This window comes from Methanomethylovorans sp., from assembly GCF_041305605.1.
Lineage (GTDB): Archaea > Halobacteriota > Methanosarcinia > Methanosarcinales > Methanosarcinaceae > Methanomethylovorans.
Genome location: NZ_JBFYLB010000157.1, coordinates 1 through 20,412, shown reverse-complemented (window position 1 = coordinate 20,412; position 20,412 = coordinate 1). Strand labels below are relative to the sequence as shown.

Below are 20,412 nucleotides of genomic sequence, written 5' to 3'. Positions count from 1 at the left end.
ATTCCATCGAACTGCTGTTTGAGTTTATCTTCAACTTGGTGGGCAATTTTATGTGATTCGACAATGGATATGTCATCATTTACTCCAATTCTCATATCCAAAAATATATTACCAGGCACTCCTCTTGTCCGTATCATAGTACATTCCAACACTCCTTCCACGGAATATGCTATCTCACATACATCCTCTGGATTAAGTTGTGAATGGTCTAATAGAACAGAAATGCTTTTCAAGATAATTGAATAACCCACATGTATAATGACTCCTGCAATTACAAGGGCAATCAAAGGGTCGAGTATCGGGAACCCTGCTTTGATAGCAATGAGTCCAATAATAACAGAGAGAGAAACATATATATCACTTTTAGTGTGCATCGAGTCGGCAACAAGCACTTCACTTTGTAGTTTCGTTCCACTTCGATATTCATAGGTCGTAATGAAGTAATTAACTATCATTGTGCCTATCATTATCGCAAAACTTATCAAAGTCACTTCAGGCACATCACCGCTACCAAACCTCGAAAAAGCCGAACTTACTATCTTAAAAGCTACAGATATAAGTAGAACTGCAATAACAACTGATGCTAATGTCTCGAATTTACGATGCCCGTATGGATGTTCTGCATCTGGAGGCTTGGAAGCAGCTTGGATAACAACCAGACCCACTATATTGGAAATACCATCAAACAGAGAATGATAACCATCGGATTGCATGCTAAGCGTATTTGTTAGTAGACCATAGCTGATCTTAGCAGCTGAAACTGCCAGATTGAGAAACAGAATCAGAATCATTATATTTCTGATTTTTCTGTAGCGTGTATCCATCTGTATCTTTTAAGAGTTTGATACGGTATTATATAAAATGGTATGATTTTTATCCCGATAAATTGATGCTGTAGCTATATTTTTTTTATATGGCTACTTTCTCAATAGTTATGGAGACCATGTTGGTTTGAAACGAATAGCTCTGTAGAATGTTCACTTAATGATAAAACAGGTTCATAGTAAAGTACTCATTTCTTAGTTCTTATTTATCAAAACAATGTGAAGAGTGATTGTTCCAAATATTACGGTCAAAAACACAGGAAGGAAGTATGCACTCAGCACTTGGGATTTTGATGAATCCAATAGAATTGATCAAGTGGCATTCACATGATCGATCGTCGGGTTTTATAACAACCAGCTACCAAACAATCTAAAAAAAAGCCTTCCACAATCAAAAGTAAAACATTTTTTAAGATTTGAAGCCCGCATGAAAATGCACGTGCTTTCATCTGTTTGCTCATCCTTAGTTTAAATGATCGTTGCCGACATGATTAGCAATAGGGATTATAAATTAAAAATATAAAGTGAAGATAAAACTACCGTTAAGTCTATTTGCAAATGTGGTGAAAAACGATGGGTTGCAAAAGTAATTCCGGATAAATTAGCGTTAAGATAGATGTTGGTGAGATTGTATTCGCAGCATGTTCAAAATGTAAAGAACAGATCTAAGTCACTTTTGCAAACATCATCAATGATGACCCGGAGCTTGAGGCGAGCATCATCTGTCCTATCTGCAATAGAAGCCTGAATCGGGTATGTCCGTCAAAAAAAGCGATTATAATAGAACATGTGAACAGGAAGTAGCCAAAGAGGTCCAAAAGTAAATAGAAAGAACACCTGAAAACTCAAGTGATTTGAGCGCTATTTAAAGTAACTGTGCGATTCCAAAGGGATATCGATGTATTGTTATACACAAATATTCTAAACGAATCTAAATTCGTACATAGGACCAAATAGTACTGTAATTAAGATCATTAAAAAGAGTAGGGATCGAAAAGAGTTGCGGACCTATTGGGAACTCAGATCAAAAGACTTGTTTGATACTCAGCGTGTAAGAATACTGAACGATACTTCTTGTCAGGGGTTTTTAATGAACATTGAACACTTCACACCTTCCATTGTTCCGGTGGAGCAAGTGGCTGATCTATGGAAAGAAAATGACGTTCTTATTTCTATTATCGATTTGAACGATTATCCTACACCAGGTGCAGATCATCTGGATAAGGTCGAAAAGGCACATCTAAGTACACTGCAAACTGAATATTTCAAAAAAAGATATATTGCATCCAGGATGGTACTAAAATATCTGTCCGGCATCCTTAAAGGTCGATCTTGGGCCAGTATAGTTACGTGCAAGGATGAACATGGAAGGGTTCATGTATGCGATCATAATGACTTACATGTCTGCATCTCTTATACTGAAAATATTGTTGCCCTTGTAATCTCAAAAATTGATATTGGTATCGATATAGAGGTTATAAAGTCAAGGTCAGTTACAAGCATTTCAAAGTCAATTAACAAAACATCTCCTGAGAGGAGTTCATCTGTAAATGGCTATGATTTTCTTGTTATGTGGACCTTGAAAGAAGCGTATTGCAAATTGTCAAATGAAACGATGTTCTCCAATTTGGCCAGGACATTAGATATGTCTGATGTTTATCACTCAAGTTATGTTGTAGACAATAAATACGTGCTTTCACTTGTTACAAAGTCGTACTTATATAAGGTTAACATAGTTCGTCTTCCAAAAATTGAGTTTGACAAAAAATCACCACTGAATTGATGCCATATGTCCCTATCAGGATGGCTTACAGTTACATGCGCGCTGTAATTTCCATAAGATTCCCATAATATTGGCATGGAATGAATTCGAGCACAAATACTCATCCTACATTTTATAGAGGGCAAAAAATGAAGAAAGGTCACTATAAGTCGAAATGAATAAAAAAATATGCACCCAAGCTGATCTGATTGCCTGGATGCATCTTAAGTTGCTTGCATCCTTATTTGTTCTGGATGTATTTTGCAACCATTTCCTGCATATTTGCAGCCATCCCTGCCAGTTCTTGTGCATTCTTTGAAAGTTCTTGCATGGCTGCATTTTGCTGTTCCACCCCGGCTGAAGCTTCTTGTGTTCCAGCGGCTGCCTCTTGCGAGATAGCTGCTACCTCCTCAACTGAAGATGTGATTTCTTCTATAGATGCAGATTGCTCTTCTGCAGCTGCTGCAATTTCCTGGACCATTAGAGCAATACTGTTACCAGCTTCCACTACATTCTTCATATTGTTCATAGCTCCATTCAGAGCAGTAGAACCATTGGTAACTTCTTCAGAGCTTTTGTGTATTGAGCTAACTGCGTTGCTTGTACCTTTCTGAATGTCGTGGATAAGGCCTGAGATTTGTTTGGCAGCATGACCAGAATCTTCTGCCAGCTTCCTTACTTCATCGGCAACTACTGCAAAGCCACGCCCATGTTCGCCTGCACGCGCTGCTTCTATAGCGGCATTAAGGGCAAGCAAATTAGTTTGGTCTGCGATGCTTGTGATCAGGCTCACTATTTCACTTATCTGGCTGGACTTCTGGTTCAATTCCATGATCACACCACCAGCATCTGCCTCAGCTTTTTGAATGGCTTCCATCTTTGAGATGAGCTCTCCAGCCGATTTGCTCATGGCCTGAATTATCTCATTAGATTGGGATGCAGTCTCTGCGGCTCTCTGTGAATTAGAAGCTACATCTTGGACAGTCTTGGTCATATCTGTCATTGCATGGGCAACTTCTTCTGTTTTCGAAGATTGGTTCTGTGAACCCTTTGCCAGTTCATTTACAGTTTGAGCGATCTGGTCAGATGCAGCGGTCGTTTCCTCGATAGAAGCAGACATAGCCTCTGCAGTTACAGCTATATTGTTTGCATTGACACTGACCATGCTAATAACATCTGTGAGTGATTTCAGGATCTCGTTCAATCCGGTAGGTATGGCGACAAAATCCACACCCACCTCAGTGCTTGCTCTGGTATTGATCTTTCCTTCAAGAGCATCAGATGATATCTGCTTGAAATCCTTTACCATGCTATTAATTCCACCAGAGATTGACCTATTAATTAGCAGTGCAAAAGCAGAACCCAGGATAATGAACACGGCCACTACGCCGATAATACCATTACGAATGGCAACTACAGGAGCTTCAAATTCATCTATGTATGTACCTGATGCGATTATCCAGTCAGCAGGTTCGTAGTAGGTATAACTCATCATTTTGTCCCTGCCCTGCCAGTTATAGACGATCATGCCTTCTTTATTAGCGATCATTTCCTTTGCAAAATCTTCTGCATAAAGACTCTCACCTTCTTTAGCGGGGTGGATTATGAGTTCGCCTGTAGAATCCATTGTGTACATATATCCTGTCTCACCGAAAGTGATGGTTTTCATCTGCTCTTTTATTTGCAATCTGTAAGCTTCTTCAGGAACAGCTATGGCGAGAATGCCTATTATCTTACCGTTGGAATCCTTAATGGGTTCATATATGGCTAAACTCCATTCCCCAAGCACCTGTGCTCTTCCCGTATATGTTTGTCCCATGTTTACAACTGTATCATAGACCTGAGATGAAACTGCGGTACCAATAGCACGGCTTCCGTCATCACTGAGCGTGGTTGTTGAGATTCTATTTGCAGAGCCATCATTTACACGGAAGATACTGGCATCTGCATTGGTTTTGCTTTTTATGGAATCAACTACTGATTGATCATTATTTACAACATGATCGCCGACAAACATGTTGCCATTTACAATGTTCGCGCTGCCTTTTGCATAAAAGAGATCTCTTGCAACTGCTATCGTTGAATGGAGGTTACTTTCCGCCACAGTGAAAGTCGCATCTATGTAGTCTTTCTCCATTTTGACCTGTTCATCCAGCCTTTCATTCAGTTGTTCATGGATGGCTTTAGATGTCTGCTCATATGCATAGAATCCAATGATAGTTGCAGGCACTATGGTCAAGATCAGTGCTAATGCAAGGATCTTGCGACTGATGGGTATGCTTTTTAAGTCCATATCGTTCTCTCTTTTATTAATAGTCGAAATGTAAAAACAAATTTGAATACTTTTATCTAAATGTATAGTTATATTTATTAATATAATATATACCTACTTATTTACATTTTTCTTTTCCATTGACTGTTATGTAAGAGTAAAGGGGCTAAGAAGTATAGAGGGTGATGAGTGACACAGCTTAAAAATACATTTCCATTTTTAATCTGGAGTAACTGAAGTTCTGCTTGAATAAGCTCTCACCCAGGGTAAAGTACGATCATCTATATGCCAGTGGTTGCTAAAGTAAAACGTCTCTCTTAAATTCCCAGGTGAAATATGGAAACATGTCAGGTGATAGGATAACCACGATCGATCTCAAAAAGGAGTTGAAGCAACTGTACAGTCCATCTGCAAAAGAAGTATCTGTAGTGGAAGTGCCTCCAATGTCTTATCTTATGATCAATGGCATGGGTGACCCCAATACCTCAAAGGAATATACGGAATCCATTGAAGCGCTGTATGCCATGTCCTATGCCCTGAAGTTCCTTGTAAAAAAAAGTGCGGATCCTACAGATTACATAGTCATGCCCCTTGAAGGTTTATGGTGGGCGGATAATATGGCAGAATTCTGTCTTGAAAACAAAGATACGTGGAAATGGACATCTATGATCATGCAGCCTTCATTTGTTACTGAAGCAATGGTCAGCCAGGCCCTTGAGCAGGTTGAAATAAAGCAAGATCTCTCAGCTCTTTCTAAAATGCGTTTTGAAAAGTACGATGAAGGGCTATCAGCCCAAATAATGCATGTAGGGCCCTATAGTGCTGAAACTCCTATTATCCTCAAACTGCATCGGTTCATTGAGGAAAATGGATATTCTCTAAGAGGCAAGCACCACGAGATCTATCTGAGCGATCCCAGGAAAACAGCTCCGGATAAACTGAAGACGGTTATCCGCCAGCCGATGAAGTGAAGGAAATCAAATGGTTTTGTTCACCTTCAAATCCCACACAAATTCTATTCACCTAGGATCCTGCCAACCACAAATCATCTAAACCATCCTGTCATATAAAATACAGAATGATAGACGAAGTCATCAGAGTATTTAAACAACTGGATAGTAAGGACATACGCATCCTCACTGGCATAGAGATCGGAATGAAAGATTACGAGTGGGTGCCTGTTGAGAACGTCATGAAATTTACCCGCATGACATACGATCATTTGTCTTTTCGGCTCAAAAAGCTTGGCAAACTAAAAATGTTTGCCTTCACAACCGTTCCCTACGAAGGCTATCAGATCTATTTTGAAGGGTACGATGCCCTGGCCTTGCACACATTCGTGCAGCGTAAGACTATCACTGCCATTGGCAATGAGATAGGTGTTGGAAAGGAATCGGTGGTATTGGAAGCTATGAAGGAACCGGAGCTGGGTATTGGTGATCCGGAAGGGGTGGTGATCAAGTTCCACAGAGAAGGTCGCACCAGTTTCACCCAGGTAAAACGTAATCGCAGTCATATAGGTGATCGGGAGCACATGTCGTGGATATACGCAGCTCGTCTTGCAGCAAAACGTGAAGCAGATGTTATAAGCAAGCTCTATCCGGAGGTTTCCGTTCCAAAACTTATAGATTACAATAGGCATGCACTTGTCATGGAAGTTGCAAAAGGTTCCTTGCTGTATAAAACAAAGCTAGAGGAGCCGCAATGGTTCCTGGATGAGATACTCAGGCAACTGAAACTTGCCTATGCAAAAGGTATTATTCATGCCGATATGAGCGAGTACAACACTTTTGTACACGAGGACGGTGTACAGCTGATCGACTGGCCACAGTATATCGAGCCTTCGCACCCCCATGCTGATGAACTGCTGGAACGGGATATATCTAATATTCTTTCCTTTTTCAGGCGCAAATATGAGCTGGAGACAGAACTTGAAAGATCAATGGCGTATGTAAAGGGTCAGTGAACACAAATATATTCCAGCAACCGAATAACTATATAATGTATGCATAGCGGCATCATTTATGGGGTTGACATTGCAAAGGGCTCCTCAAGGGCACAGGCGATACCCAAGTATGCTGTGGCCATCCTTAAAGAAGGCCAGGTACAGCGCCACAGCATGGTCAGCAGGAATCGTATCCTTAAGATGGTGCAGGAGGACAAGCCAGATTATATCGCAGTAGATAATATATTCGAGCTTGCTCCTGACAAGGATGAACTCATCCGTTTTCTTGATAAGCTGCCAGATCCCACCAGGTTTATTCAGGTAACAGGCGGTCTGCACCAGCAGCCTCTTCTGAGGCTAGCCCAGGAACATGGTATTTCCATGAACCAGTTCAGCCCCGGTGATGAAGCTGAAGCATGTGCTCGCCTCGCAGCCATGGGTGTGGGATGTGAAGTATCTCTATTTGAAGATGTCACAAGGATCAAGGTCAGCAGGGCAAGATCTCTTGGAAGAGGCGGGTGGAGCCAGAACAGGTACAGGCGTAAAGTCCATGGCGCCGTCAAGGAGAAAAGCCGCCTGATAGAGCAGATCCTGCGCAAGTTCTCTAAAGATACAGGCGTTACTTTTACGTCTAAGTCCATAGAAGGGTTCGGTGGCTATGTGCGTACCGAATTTATAGTTAACAGCAGCCGTGAAAAGATACCTGTGCATTCTTCCGTTAATGCGGATGTGCAGGTGAGTATCCGCAGTGTTGAAAGAGATAAGATCAAGTATATTCCTCTTGTCTCATCCAAGCGTAAATACACTATCGTAGGCATTGATCCCGGCACGACGGTAGGGATTGCCATTCTATCCCTGGACGGTGAGCTGCTCTTTTCCAATAGTTTCAGGGGTATGTCCCACGATCAGGTGGTCAAGCTGATCTCAGACCATGGAAAACCTGTCATTGTTGCAACTGATGTCTATCCCACTCCTGCGGCAGTGGAGAAGATACGGCGTAGCTTCAAGGCAGTACTTGGTACTCCTGGTACGGAACTGCGTGCGGAGGAAAAGATCGCAATGGCGAGACCTTTCGGTTATTCCAATGACCACGAAAGGGATTCCCTGGCTGCTGCCATTAATATCTATCGTAATTACAAAAACATCTTCAGCAGGGTAGAGAAAAGGGCTCCGCGTTTTGCAGATCTCGAATTGATAAAGTATCACGTCATCAATGGTGATTCCATAGAGGAGGCCATAGAGAAAGTAACTGCAGTACCAGTTCCCACCAGATATGAAGCTGCATCTGCACCAGGGGAAAAGATCGATGCAGATGAACAGACAAAAAGGCTTCAGGAGCTGGTGAGGCAGAAAAATGGCCTGATACATGAACTCAAGGAATATGTGCAGGAATTGAAAGAATCTAATTCAGGAAAGGACTGGCGCATAGCAGAGATGGAAGGTCGTATAAGCAAGTTGAAGAAAGCCGAATCTCTGGAGCTGCGTAAACAAAAAGAGATCCATATACGTGATACGGAGATCTCCAGGCTTAAAAAAGAGCTTAAAAAGTCTCAACAGGCTCTTCAGGACTCACGTCAGCACATAAAGAAACTTAAGCATATCCGTAAGAAAGAGATCAAAGGTGAGGGCCTGCCTGTAAAAGTGGTGACAGCATTCACAAAAGAGGCTATCCAGCAGACAATGGATATGTATGGTATCAAAAAAGGAGATGTGCTGTTGCTTGAAGATTCCAGCGGAGGTGCTGCAGGTACAGCAGCCATACTGGTGGAAGCGGGCATAAGGGCTGTGATAGTAAAAGATGATATTTCACATGCGGCAAGTGAAGCTTTTTTCCAGGGGAATGTGCCGCTCCTTAAAGATGTAGAAGTTCAAAGGTTCGATGATTTTGCTACTGTGGAACCCAGGGTCCTGGAACAAGCATTATCCGCATGGGATGAAGAAGCAAAGAAAAAAAGGCGGGAGCAGGAACTCCAGCATTTGACTTCCCTGCTTGAAGAATACCGTAGTGAGCGGCGGCGTGGTCTTGCCTGAGGCCTAAGGCCATTTCCTGTCAAAGAAAATATTCTTACCCTTGACACTTAAAGGAATTGCCATGGCGATATCGGCCTTTATCATCTCTGCTCTAATGGCTGCCGTACCAGCGCTGTAAAAGATCCTGTTGTCAAGGCACAGGTCCTTAGCTTTGGCTGCAGCGCATCCCAGTGCGATTCCCAGGTCCATGTATTTGATACTGCATTGCGGGCCCTTGAAATCTGTCTTTACTTTTTGTGCTTCAAGCATCTGGTCGCATTTTTTATAGCCACATGCACCACAGTTAAGGCCTGCAACACCTGCATTTCTAAGACCAATAAGCACCACGGCATCGGCATCTCTTATATTTCTTGCATCCCTTTTGAAGAATGCAAAGTACTCTCCTCTCTCCTCTGCCATACCTTCCATGAATCTGGCAAGGGTTTCCTGTTCATCGTGCTCAAGGATACCGGTTATAATGTCATCCTTACCTTTAGCTTTTGGTGCTGTGCGTGCAGCCACAAGTATCTCTCTGGCAAGGGTATCGATACACTGTAGTTCAGGATTCTCGATCATGTCTTTAAGTATGTAGGAATCTATTTTAAGTATTGCGAAGCTTAAAATCGACGAAAAGCTATAATATTATACAATATTATAATAATAAACCATAACATTAAGCGATTATTTAAATGGTCGAGGCTCAATGCAAAGGTCGGCACTGATATTAGCTGGTGGAAAGGGAACACGGCTTGGAGAACGAGAAAAAGCCTTGCTGATCCATAAGGGCAGAACCTTGCTGGAAAAAGCAATCGATATTCTGGGTCCGGTGGTAGATGAGGTGATAGTTTCAGTAAGGGACCAAAGACAGCAGGAAGCTTTCTCAGGATATGTCCGGGGTGTAAGGTTGTTATGCGACAAATATCAGGGCAAAGGTCCTCTTGCCGGGATGCTTGAAGGTATGCTGTCAGCTTCCGGTAACTATGTATTTGTAGTAGCCTGTGATATGCCTTTTCTTCAACCGCAAGTCATCGATCTTTTGTTTAAGGAAGCTGCAGGCCATGATGCTGCTGTTCCGGTGTGGAAAGATGGCAGGAAAGAACCTTTACATGCAGTTTATAATAGGGAGCTACTTGTTCCTGCTATAGAAACATCTATCCTGAAGGGTGATTGTCATGTGATGGCGGCTGTGTCACAATTACATGATGTCAGGTTCATAAGCATGGATCGAATTCAGCTTATGGACAGGGGGCTTGTGTCCTTTGCCAACATCAATACACCGGCAGATCTGGAACAAATGATTAAAAAAGGGGCGTATGATTATGAATAAATGTATGGTCACCGATAAAGCTATTGAAAGGATAGCGAATGATTATGATCTTTCCACATATACTGTTAAGAAAGCCATTGAAGGCTCCAGATATCCTCTTGATTTTGACCGGATGGTCGAAGAGGGCAGTTTCTGTTTCAGGGGACCGGACGATGAATCGAGGGTTGATAACGCTTCCATCTGTCTCGCTTCCAAGATACTTGCCAATAAAGGTGTACAGGAATATGTCCTACCCATCGTCTGCAACCGGATCAAGGCATGGGACCATCAGAACATTGAAGATTTGCTGAACTTGCTCAGGAAAATGGTAAGTATAATGGAGCTGAACCCTGAAGATCATCCGCCGATCGAAATATGTGGTCTTGATATCGATCATTTGCCTTCTGAAGATATTCCAAAGAACATACGGCCCGGTTACAGGATATGGGCAATCGACAAAAAAGGCATGTGTCTTGTAGGCAATGACGCAAATGAAGTGATCCATATTGACGATATACCAAGAACATAATTAAGGACAGTTTTTACAGTATATCATTTGCATCCGTTCGTTATGGCACTTTTTGCATCAGAATAGCATTTTTCCACGATCTTTGCGGTTCCGGGTATCGAGATGATCTCCAGCCCGAAACTCTGGGCAAATTTCTTCACGTTTTCCTCAAAAGCCGGATCATATCTTGTACCTTTGTCTATTTTCACTATGCGGCTGATATGCTGCCTTTTTAATGAATAGTTAATGGTCATCAGGTCTTCCTGCTTGTTCCCCGAAGCATCCATATCCTTCCAATTCGATGCCCACATGGGAGTAAAGAACAATGTTCCTTTTCCTCTGCACGCCTTGAAAGCTTCTTCATATTTTCTGTTGCCTCCCAAAGCTATGCTTATGCAATCATCCACTCTGTTGCTTTCGCTATCCTTTAGCAAATATATGGGGCATGTAATATGTGAAAGATCATTTTCTATATTTTGTAAGGAATTGCCGCACAGGCCATAGAACAATAGAATACCGTCTGAATAAGAAGACATTTGTTCCACTGCTGTGTATACTCCCCGGCGTAGCGATGTGAGGTCTCTGTGTAATCCAAGTTCAAGAATATGCACCACCACTATAAAATCCTCTTTTGCAGAGGGCTTCATACATATTCGTCTAATAATACCGCATTTGTGCAGACTTCTTGTTTGCTCCAGCATTTCCGATATCCTGTCAGGAGGCACAGGCGCATAAGGCGTATTGCCTATCTTAAGACGCCGGACAAGCCCATGGGATTCCTTTGTATCTGTGACGAACAGGTAATCAAAGGCATTTTCCAATGACAGGACATGAAAAAGTTCTTCTTCGAGTATCCTGCAAGCTATTATTGACATCACTGGCATATAATGTTCCCCGGGAAAAAGTTGGATATTTCAAACATCTAACTTTATGGTCTTATCAGTTTTAAAACATCGCACCCAGTTATTCTATGAGCATGTATATATACAATAATTCTCATCATATAAGGGGTGGTTGCAGAAGCCATCCGTGTCCGAAAATCACAAAATTATTAACATCCTGTTAACGTTTCCGTTAGACAGGATAGTATATTATTAATGTTTGGGTTGGATCATTGTATGATCAGAGGATAGGGCAATGGATGAACAGAGCTTGGATGATTACTGGTTCAAGGAGGGTTTCTTCAGCGAAGACCCTGAAGAAAAGATAGCCTGTTATGACAGGATATTAGAATCACATTCGGAAGACCCATCTCTCTGGAATCATGATCTGATCTCCCTCATATGGGGTAATAAGGGGATAGCATATTCCTATCTTGGCATGCATGATAAAGCCCTTGAGTGTTTTGACAGGGCTCTTCAGCATAACAAGCTTGATGTGGATGTATGGTGCAATAAAGGCATAGCTCTTTTTAACCTGGAAAGGTATGATGAAGCTGTATTCTGCTATGACAAAGTGCTGGAAATAGACATGTCAAATGAGAATGCCTTGTTCAACAAGGGCATATCTTTGGCTCATGTTGGTAAACACAAAGAGGCTATAGATTGTTATAGCAAGCTGCATAGAGAACTGGAACTTGACAACAAATTTGCTGTCATCTGGTACAAGAAAGGTATGGCCTATGCCAGCCTTGAGCAGCTGGATGAGGCTACAAAATGCTTTTTACGCGTCCTTGAAATAGATCCGGAACATGGCGGAGCCATCGAAAGCCTTAAAAGATCCACACGAAAACTAAAAAGAATAGGTTAGTGAAGGTCGAATTCTTCTCCGACGGCCGGAGCATATGCTTTAACACCCAGTTCCTCTTCTATCCAGGCTGCAAAGCCTTCTGTATTGTCACCGTGCATAGTGAACACAGCTTTGGTACCTCTGTCACAGAAGTCTCTCACAATTTCTTTAAGCTCCTTGTCTCCTGCATGGGCTGAGAAATCATAATGTTCGAGTTTGATCCTTAGCTGTTGCAGTACTCCGTTATTTTCGATAATACCAGTGTCAAGGGCCATTCTACCGTTCGTTCCCTCTACCTGGTAGCCTGTAAGCATCATCTTGGACTTGGGATCGTCGTGCAGCTTGTTCAGATAATACATTGCAGGTCCTCCATTGAGCATACCTGAAGTGGTCACTATAACCGATGATTCCATGGGTACATCTCCCCGTCTGGAACTCTTCACAGGTATCGCGTTGTCAAAAGCCCTCTTCAGATGTGTGGGATTGCGCAGATATGACGGATGCTTCATCATGATCTCATAAGCTTCCTTGCCCATGCCGTCAACGTAAGGTCTGATGCCATGAGCATCCAGCAACATAAGGATCTCCTGGGTCCTTCCTATGGCAAAAGCAGGGATTATCACATTGCCCCCGATATCCAGAGTGTTCTTAAGGGAATTTATAAAAGCTGCCTCTGTTTCTTTTCTGGATGTATGCTCTTTTGAGAAGTAAGTACTTTCTATCGCCAGATAATCAGCATCCGGAAAATCCACTGCCCCAGATACAAGACGGGTATCGGAAGTGTTGATGTCACCTGTATATAGCAGGCTTTCCCTGCTCTTTGAGGTCACATGGATGCACGCTGCTCCCGGGATATGACCGGCATCGTAGAACTCGACATCGTAACCATGTGTCTGGAATTTGATGCGATAATCTACTGTCTTTGTTTTGTACATAAACGTGTGGAGGTCTCTGGAGTCGTAGGGTGCGTTCACACCTGTGGACTCTGCGATCTTCAGACTGTCCCGAAGCAACAAATTGGACAGATCAGCTGTAGGCGGAGTCATGAACACATCGGGCTCAAGGTCCATGAGATTGGGTACAAGACCGCTGTGGTCAATGTGGCAATGAGATAGGATTATGACCTGTGGTCTGACTCCATTGACGGGATACTCAGGTGGTTCAGCCATTTTGATCCCATAATCAAGCATAATAGTATCATCCAGAAGCAAGGCTGACCGCCCTACTTCCCTGCCAGCTCCCAAAAACCTTAGTTTCATGATGCACACCTTTCAAACAACATTTTCCTGCCACTCTCTTATTTTGTTGATCGAAATATTAGTAAGCTTTGCCAGCTCCTCTGCATTCTTGCTTACCAGGTCCTCTACTTTGGAAATACCCACGCTGTCAAGCTTCTCGGCAGTGACTTTACCTATTCCTTTTATGTCAGTTATCTTTTTTGTTTTTTTCCCCCGGTCCTCTGCAGATACATCAGACACGTTGTTTTGTTCTTGTGGCTCTTCACCTTTGGCCTGCTGGGATTGCTGCCATTCATTGAAATTGCAATGAGGGCATCCCAGGTTCCAGGGTTTTTTTCCTTCAGTGATTATGCGGATGTGGTACAATCCATGCTCCTCGCATAACTTATCAGTGACCAGGACCTGTCCGCTCTTTGGCAGAGGCAGGGAGAAACTACAATCCGGATAACCCTGACAACCTATGAATCTAGAGCCTCTTTTTGATCTCATGACCATAAGCACTGATCCGCATTTCGGACATGTGCCTATCACCTTGTCTTCCCTTAAGCCGGCCCTGAGGGATTCGGTTATGTTATCTTTATTGTTCTCAAGATCATTGAATACAGAGTGCAGCATTTCTCTGGATTCCTGCAGCACTTCATCTTCATGGATCTGACCCTCTGCTATCCTGTCCATGTCCGCTTCAAGCCTTCCGGTCATTTCTGGCTTTGATATAGTGGGAGCATACTTCTCAAGGGCTTCCACTACTGCGTATGCGGTTTTTGTCGGCTGTAAGGGATTACCATGCACATATGCCCGGGAATATAATTTGCTAATGATCTCGTGTCTTGTTGCTTTTGTACCCAGGCCCAACTCCTCCATAGTGCGGATAAGCCGTCCCTGTCCGTACCTTCCCGGTGGCTGTGTTTCCTTATCCTGTACCTCTATTGCCCTTACAGTCAGCTCCTCTCCCTCTTTAAAGGCCGGAAGCAACCTGTCCTCGGGTGCATTATATGGATAGTACCATCTCCAGCCGGCTTCTACAAGCCTGGCTCCTGTGGCGCTGAACTCCTCGGAACTGATGTCAAACTTAGCTTTGATAGTTTCCCATACGGCAGGTTCGGCAAAGGTTGCAAAGAAACGTCTTACCACCATTTCATATATTTTCCATTCCTGTTCGTTCAGTTCGGATCTCTTGGCAAGGGATGCCGGATAGATAGGAGGATGGTCCGTTGTTTCTTTTTTTCCCCGGGTGGGTTCAAGTGTTTCTTTTGCAAGCAGTTTGTCTGCGTACTCCTTGAATGTACCTTTTGCAAAAACCTCGATCATTTCCCTAAGATCCAGGGTGGCCGGATACACGGTATTGTCAGTTCTGGGATATGAAATGAAACCCTGGATGTACAGGGCCTCTGCAACACGCATGGCGCTGGCAGGCGTAAATCCCAGGGAGCTTGCTGCGGTGATGAACTCTGTGGTGTTGAATGGAATTGGAGGTTTATCCTGTTTAGTTGATGTCACAACTTCTGTGATGACGGCGATTTTTCCCAATTTGGAAACCAACACATCAACTTCTTGTTTTTCCCAGAAACGCCTGTTGACATGCTGTACAGTAAAATCGCTGCCCTTTTTGTCCTTAAGCTGTGCATACAATTCCCAGTATGGCTTGATCTCAAAGGCTTCTCTTTCTCTTTCCTTGTCCACTATAAGCGCTAATGTAGGGGATTGGACCCTTCCCACTGAGAGGAATAGCTTACCGAGCCTTCCTGCAGCAAGGGATATGAAACGTGTAAGGGAAGCACCCCATACAAGATCGATGACCTGTCGGGAATGTCCTGCATCTGCAAGATTGAAATCGATCTTAGCTACATTCTCGAATGCATCTATGATCTCTTTTGGGGTAATGGCACTGTAATGTACCCTGTCAAAGTGTACATCCGGATTGATCTCCCGGATGATCTTCAGGGCTTCCACGCCAATGAGTTCTCCTTCACGGTCGTAGTCAGTTGCAATTGTGACCTTTGTTGCTTCTTTACCTAATTTTTTAAGTGCGGCTACTATCCGTGCTTCCGTCGAAACGGTAATTATATCAGCATCTACCAGTTCCTTTGATTCGACCTTCTGCCAGTTATTATAGGATCTGGGAAAATCCAGTTTTACGATGTGTCCGCTTAAGCCTATGAATACTTTTTGTCCGTCCTCAGCCTGGAACTGATATGTGTCCACCCCGTTCACACGCACCTGGCTGAGCTTCCCTGCAGAAAGTATGTTTGCTATTCTCTTTGCTGCGATATGCTTTTCTGCTATTATAAGGTGCATTCTATCTCCATTGTGAATTTTTCGTCCCACCCATCACACCCGGATCTGGAACTTATTTATATATAATTCTGTTTAAACTAATAATAGGTTATCTTAAAAGCATCCCTATAAATATATCTATCGCAGGCATAGAAAAATCAGTTTTATCTCTTTGCTATCAACGATTTCTATGTTCCTGAAGTGAAAATATAAGGTGGATAAGCTAAACCCCAATGTTCGTAACAATTGGACCTGCTGTCGTCTTTTCAATAGGTTTTTTCTATTCTCCGGCTTCACACAAGTATTATCATTTTATCTATTTTCTCAAAGACCATTTCAATGGGAGAATTGAACATATTCTCTTTATTCCTGTAGATATCCAGGAGCTTCATACCATCTTTAACCTTTATATCAAATATTGTGTTCTTGACGGTTATTCTATGCTTATGGGCAAAATAAAGCAAAACAAGTTCTATTAGATCGGCAATATACGGATCTTACTGGAAAATCCCCTGTACAGCAGTACAGGGGGTAAAACTTATCAATTTCGCTGCTTCTTCAGATATTCGTATCCTGTTGCAAATATCCCTGCTACAAGGAAAACCAATATCAATGTCCAAGTCCTGATCTTTTCAGGTTTTGTTTTATCAAGACCAGCGTTCCCTGTCTCAAGAGGGTCATTCAAAAATTCATTGGAACTAGTTGCCTGTAACTTACTATCCTCATCAACAGTTATTGGTCCAGGTATCCCTCCGGCGGTAATAGCAAATGGTGAAAAGCCAGGTGTCTGGGATTCAAATACCATGTGATCTGCGGAACTACTTACCAGGGTGGTCGGTAATATATCCCATGTATTTCCGTTATATCTTTGCAGCCTTATCTCTGCTGGACTTACACCCATATCCTGTATCCAGGAACTAGCTATTTTGAACTTTATTCTTGGGTCTTTGATATTTGCTTCCGTGGCAAAGCCGGATTTTCCTACCCAGATGTTGATATATTTATATACAAAACCTTCAGGATTGCTGTTCACCAGTTTTGATCTATTATTCAGCACCTCTATAGTAGATGTTATCTCACCGGAGTTCTTAAGTGAATAGAAACTAATAGACTCGATAGGATTGCCTTCCCTTGTAAACTCATATGTGGCACTGGCATCCATTATCAGGTATGCATTTGCAACGTCTTTCAATGCTACATTTTCATAGTCCTCGACACTACCTGCACCGCCGCCTCCACCACTAGTGCTACTCTGTGTAGTACTGCTTCCTCCACCTCCACCACTGCTGCTGGGAGATGATGTACTGAGGCTGATACTTACCGCTTTTCCTTCCAGTCCATCTTTATTGGACGGGACCAAGGTATAATTATAAGTTGTACCATTGCTTAGATCACTGTCCACGTACGATGTTGATCCGTTCACAGTAGTGAGAATGATGTCGTTTTGGCTTATTTCCACGTTCGTGGTATCGTTGGAAGCTTGCCATATCAATGTGATCGAGCTTGTAGTAATGTTTATTCCAGAGAGGCCGGAGATCTGCGGGAACTTCACTGTTGTTGCTGAGTCATTTACCCAGGTAGAATTTATATTCCCGGAACTGTCAACTGTCAGTATGCTGACAGTGTAAGTATCTCCATCGGGAAGTCCTGTTGCATTGTAGAAGCTGACCGATTTGCTGGATGTATTTGTGACAAATGTGCCGTCAATGTATATCATGGCATGACTGAAGTCTGCATCAGTGGGATTTGTCCATGTCCATCTTATCCAGCTTGAGCCAACACTGCCTTCTTTGAGTTTGGTTACAGATGCCGGGGGTGTCGTGTCCTGAGGTTCTGTCATGTGAAGAACATAAAGGCCATTGTTGTAATCGGCTACAAGTACATTTTCACCTGATAAAGCTACACCAAAGGCATTCTCAATGGTATAATTACCTATAAGCGTTGGTGCTGTCGGATCGCTTATGTCCGCGATCACAAGTCCGCTATCGCTGGCTGCTACGTATGTACGATCTTCTGATATGGTAATATCATTTGCATAGCCAACAGTGTCGTAAGTGCTGGCAAGTTTTGGTGATGTGGGTGTTGTAATATTCAGGATCACGAGGCCATTGCTGCCATCAGCTATGCAGGCATAATTTCCAGCCACAGCAACATCATTTGTATATCCGCTGGTATCATAACTACCTACAAACGTCGGTGCTGCCGGATCAGTGATATCAAGGATGAAAAGGCCACTGAAACCGTTGGCTATATAGGCGTAATTACCTGATATGTCAACACTCTGTGCGTCATCGGTAACATAACTGCCTGCAAAGGTTGGTGCTGCCGGATCTGTGACATTTACTATCAAAAGACCACCGAAAACACTTGCTACATAGGCATAATTGCCCGCTACAGCAACACCTGCCGCATCGCCGGAAGCATTATAATAACTGCTCTCTACCTCTGGTAATGCCGGATCTGTGATGTTCAGGATCGTAAGGCCACTGTTAGCAATGTAGGCATAATTGCCTGCTATAGCTATATCATATGCATGACCTTCAGTGCCTATGCTTCCTTCAAGTCTCGGTGTGGAAGGATCGGCGAGGTTCACAGTGATGAGGCCATTATTATAATCGGCTACATAGGCATAGTTGCCGGAGGCAGCAATATCATATGCATTGTGGGTGGTGCTGTAAATGCCGGTGGATATGGGTGCTGCCGGATCTGTGATATCTACGATGAGAAGACCCGTACTGCTACCATCCATGGAATTGATCACGTAGGCATGATCTCCTGCTACAGCAACATCCTGCGCATCGCCAATATCATAACTGCCTACAAGCGCCGGTGCTGCCGGATCGGCGATATCGAGGATCGATAGGCTGTAGCCAGTTAAGTAGGCATGATCTCCTGATACTGCAATATCAGATATCAGATCTCCTGAATCATAAGTGCCTGCAAATACCGGTGCTGTAGAATCTGTGATGTCCACAATTAAAATGCCGCTACCAGATGATACGTATGCATAGTTCCCTGCTACGGCAACACTTCCGCCCTCTCCTATATCATAACTGCCTGTAAGCGTCGGTGCTGCTGGATCAGTTACATTCACGATGAGAAGGCTATAGTAATCCTCACCATCCAGGTCACCTTTGCTGATCGCGTATGCGTGATCTCCTGATACTTTAATGCTACTCATCTCATAAGTGCCATAGCTGCCTACAAGTTCAGGAGATGATGAATTACTTATATCCATAATAGAAAGTCCGTTACTGCCGATCACATAGGCATGGTTTTCGGAGACCTCAACACCATATGCAATGCCTCCAGTAGCGTTGCTCCCGGTGATCTTCGGTGAAGAGGCATTGGTGATATCCAGGATAGTAAGACCACTGTTTCCATTGGCTGCATAGGCATAGTTGCCTGATAAAGCAATGCCATATACTACTGATGGAGTAACTGTTCTCCCTGTTTCCAATGGTTTTGTGTCATCAGTGACATTCAGGACGACCAGATCCTGTCCCTGTCCCAGATATGTATAATTGCCAGCCACTACAACATCGTAATTGTCCCCGCCAAGGTGGCTGACCAGTTCTACATTAGCGCCCTGGGCCGGACAAATTCCGGCTGCGAGCATTGCAATGATCAATATCATACCCACGTGAATTGCTTCTTTCAACTTGATTCCCATTTACATCACCCGTTTCATAAATCCGAGAGACCTGTGAGGAGGCATATTTTTATTTTATTATGTATATTCTATTATAATAATATATGTCTCTGCTTAATAAGTCAAAGACAGTATTTATATAATTTTAATTAGATTAATATGTTGTTTTACTTTAACTGAGTATTTTTTTAATGATGTCAACAAATCAATAATGTGCAGATGGGGGTAACGTAAAATGAACGAGACATTATGTTCCTGATTGTTGTGAGATCACCGGATCTTTCAGCATTGCCATCTTATGCTATGGATTTATCAAGCAGTACGTACAGATTTCAGATGCTGGTTTGTAACTTAAGGATGGGTACTATGAAGATAATTGCAATACAATCAAGCCCAAGGGGCAAGAATAGCAATACTTTGAAGCTTTTAAATGCGGCTCTGGACGGAGTTGCAGCGGCGGGTGCAGAGACCGAGGTCATCGATGTTACGAAGTTGAAGATCAAATATTGTACGGCATGCAACGCCTGTCATAAGACCGGCGTATGCCCGATCAAAGATGACTTCAATGGCATACTGGAAAAACTGCTGGCTGCGGATGGTATCATCTGGAGCAGTCCTAATTACATGACGAATGTGACTGCACAGCTTAAGACATTGCTTGACAGAAGTCCTCTTGTTACCCATGAGCAGCTCTTTGATGGAAAGTATGGTTTTTCTTTAACTACTGCCGGTAGCCGTGATGTGAATTTTGTGCTTGATGTCATGAATGGGTTCATGAAGATATGCGGAGGTAAAGTCACCGGGGGCGTGGGCTGCACAATGGCCCAGGGTCCGTTGGCAATGGAAGCTGCTATAGGGAAGTCGTATGAGATGGGCAGGGACCTCGTGGAAGC

Annotated in this window: 15 protein-coding genes; 8 read left to right on the top strand and 7 right to left on the bottom strand. The window is 43.1% G+C overall.

Translation table 11 applies throughout. The annotated features are described in order from the left end of the window. A partial coding sequence (locus ACCM36_RS09820) for a cation diffusion facilitator family transporter (RefSeq protein ID WP_370573581.1) occupies positions 1–791 on the bottom strand: 791 nt, incomplete at its 3' end. A gap of 1,123 nt (positions 792–1,914) precedes the next feature. On the opposite strand from ACCM36_RS09820, the gene ACCM36_RS09815 reads away from it, so the two are divergent. Then, on the top strand, positions 1,915–2,607 hold the full coding sequence (locus ACCM36_RS09815) for a 4'-phosphopantetheinyl transferase superfamily protein (RefSeq protein ID WP_370573580.1): 693 nt from the start codon (positions 1,915–1,917) through the stop codon (positions 2,605–2,607). Positions 2,608–2,827: 220 nt separating this feature from the next. Here ACCM36_RS09815 and ACCM36_RS09810 read toward each other — a convergent pair whose 3' ends face one another. Continuing rightward, positions 2,828–4,879 (bottom strand): methyl-accepting chemotaxis protein, encoded by a 2,052-nt coding sequence (locus ACCM36_RS09810; RefSeq protein WP_370573579.1) that lies wholly within the window; start codon positions 4,877–4,879, stop codon positions 2,828–2,830. A 323-nt stretch (positions 4,880–5,202) separates the two neighbouring features. Between ACCM36_RS09810 and ACCM36_RS09805 the strand changes: the two genes are divergently transcribed. From ACCM36_RS09805 to ACCM36_RS09795, 3 genes are all read left to right on the top strand, one after another. After that, positions 5,203–5,829, top strand: coding sequence for a GyrI-like domain-containing protein (locus tag ACCM36_RS09805; RefSeq protein WP_370573578.1), 627 nt, complete (start codon positions 5,203–5,205; stop codon positions 5,827–5,829). Positions 5,830–5,936: 107 nt separating this feature from the next. Continuing rightward, positions 5,937–6,824 carry a serine/threonine-protein kinase RIO2 gene (locus ACCM36_RS09800; protein WP_370573577.1) on the top strand — a complete coding sequence of 296 codons (888 nt, stop codon included), beginning with the start codon at positions 5,937–5,939 and terminating at the stop codon, positions 6,822–6,824. Between the two features lie 39 nt (positions 6,825–6,863). Then, positions 6,864–8,834: a DUF460 domain-containing protein gene (locus ACCM36_RS09795; RefSeq protein WP_370573576.1), complete on the top strand. Its 1,971-nt coding sequence runs from the start codon at positions 6,864–6,866 to the stop codon at positions 8,832–8,834. A 3-nt stretch (positions 8,835–8,837) separates the two neighbouring features. Here ACCM36_RS09795 and ACCM36_RS09790 read toward each other — a convergent pair whose 3' ends face one another. Further along, positions 8,838–9,389 carry a ferredoxin domain-containing protein gene (locus ACCM36_RS09790; RefSeq protein ID WP_370573575.1) on the bottom strand — a complete coding sequence of 184 codons (552 nt, stop codon included), beginning with the start codon at positions 9,387–9,389 and terminating at the stop codon, positions 8,838–8,840. A 127-nt stretch (positions 9,390–9,516) separates the two neighbouring features. Between ACCM36_RS09790 and ACCM36_RS09785 the strand changes: the two genes are divergently transcribed. Both ACCM36_RS09785 and ACCM36_RS09780 read left to right on the top strand, forming a co-directional pair. Next, positions 9,517–10,140 (top strand): molybdenum cofactor guanylyltransferase, encoded by a 624-nt coding sequence (locus ACCM36_RS09785; protein ID WP_370573574.1) that lies wholly within the window; start codon positions 9,517–9,519, stop codon positions 10,138–10,140. A 4-nt stretch (positions 10,141–10,144) separates the two neighbouring features. Beyond that, a complete protein-coding gene (locus ACCM36_RS09780) occupies positions 10,145–10,648 on the top strand; it encodes a hypothetical protein (protein ID WP_370573573.1) in 504 nt (167 codons plus the stop codon). A 23-nt stretch (positions 10,649–10,671) separates the two neighbouring features. On the opposite strand, the gene ACCM36_RS09775 is transcribed toward ACCM36_RS09780, so the two are convergent. Next, on the bottom strand, positions 10,672–11,511 hold the full coding sequence (locus tag ACCM36_RS09775) for a DUF1638 domain-containing protein (RefSeq protein WP_370573572.1): 840 nt from the start codon (positions 11,509–11,511) through the stop codon (positions 10,672–10,674). A 253-nt stretch (positions 11,512–11,764) separates the two neighbouring features. On the opposite strand from ACCM36_RS09775, the gene ACCM36_RS09770 reads away from it, so the two are divergent. Then, on the top strand, positions 11,765–12,376 hold the full coding sequence (locus ACCM36_RS09770; RefSeq protein ID WP_370573571.1) for a tetratricopeptide repeat protein: 612 nt from the start codon (positions 11,765–11,767) through the stop codon (positions 12,374–12,376). On the opposite strand, the gene ACCM36_RS09765 is transcribed toward ACCM36_RS09770, so the two are convergent. From ACCM36_RS09765 to ACCM36_RS09755, 3 genes are all read right to left on the bottom strand, one after another. Next, positions 12,373–13,614 carry an MBL fold metallo-hydrolase gene (locus tag ACCM36_RS09765; RefSeq protein ID WP_370573570.1) on the bottom strand — a complete coding sequence of 414 codons (1,242 nt, stop codon included), beginning with the start codon at positions 13,612–13,614 and terminating at the stop codon, positions 12,373–12,375. The two genes, ACCM36_RS09770 and ACCM36_RS09765, sit on opposite strands and share 4 nt — an antisense overlap. Before the next feature lie 12 nt (positions 13,615–13,626). Beyond that, positions 13,627–15,888 (bottom strand): DNA topoisomerase I, encoded by a 2,262-nt coding sequence (locus tag ACCM36_RS09760; RefSeq protein ID WP_370573569.1) that lies wholly within the window; start codon positions 15,886–15,888, stop codon positions 13,627–13,629. 520 nt (positions 15,889–16,408) lie between these two features. After that, complete coding sequence (locus ACCM36_RS09755) at positions 16,409–19,540, bottom strand: PGF-pre-PGF domain-containing protein (protein ID WP_370573568.1); 3,132 nt, start codon at positions 19,538–19,540, stop codon at positions 16,409–16,411. Positions 19,541–19,768: 228 nt separating this feature from the next. Between ACCM36_RS09755 and ACCM36_RS09750 the strand changes: the two genes are divergently transcribed. After that, a partial coding sequence (locus ACCM36_RS09750; RefSeq protein WP_370573567.1) for a flavodoxin family protein occupies positions 19,769–20,412 on the top strand: 644 nt, incomplete at its 3' end.